The 800-nt window shown below is 48.6% G+C and carries 1 rRNA gene; it reads left to right on the forward strand.

From position 1 onward, the window contains the following. Window positions 1–800 (forward strand): 23S ribosomal RNA (locus FK529_RS19675); the annotation flags it as partial.

The following is an 800-nucleotide window of genomic DNA, read 5'->3' on the forward strand; positions in this document are numbered from 1 at the left end:
TGGTGATTGGTATACCAGTGTAAGCAGGTAGGCAGAGATCTTAGGCAAATCCGGGATCTTAATGCTGAGATGTGAATGCGAGGAGGTTACGACCTCCGGAGTGGTTGATGCTATGCTTCCAAGAAAAGCTTCTAAGCTATAGTGATATGAGAACCGTACCCCAAACCGACACTGGTGGTTGGGATGAGAATTCTAAGGCGCTTGAGAGAACTCGGGTGAAGGAACTCGGCAAAATCGTACCGTAACTTCGGGAGAAGGTACACCTTCCTTGGTGAATGCTTTACGCAGTAAGCTGAGGAGGGTCGCAGTGAAAAGCTGGCTGCAACTGTTTATCAAAAACACAGGACTCTGCAAACACGAAAGTGGACGTATAGGGTCTGACGCCTGCCCGGTGCTGGAAGGTTAATTGATGGGGTTAGCGTAAGCGAAGCTCTTGATCGAAGCCCCAGTAAACGGCGGCCGTAACTATAACGGTCCTAAGGTAGCGAAATTCCTTGTCGGGTAAGTTCCGACCTGCACGAATGGCGCAATGACGGCCAGGCTGTCTCCACCCGAGACTCAGTGAAATTGAAATCGCCGTGAAGATGCGGTGTACCCGCGGCAAGACGGAAAGACCCCGTGAACCTTTACTATAGCTTTACAGTGGATTTTGAATCTTTTTGTGCAGGATAGGTGGGAGGCTTTGAAGCTAAGACGCTAGTTTTAGTGGAGCCATCCTTGAAATACCACCCTGAAAGTTTTGGAATTCTAACTTAGATCCATTATCTGGCTTAAGGACATTGTCTGGTAGGTAGTTTGAC

The sequence above is a fragment of the Tsukamurella asaccharolytica genome, from assembly GCF_007858435.1.
GTDB classification, from domain to species: domain Bacteria; phylum Actinomycetota; class Actinomycetes; order Mycobacteriales; family Mycobacteriaceae; genus Tsukamurella; species Tsukamurella asaccharolytica.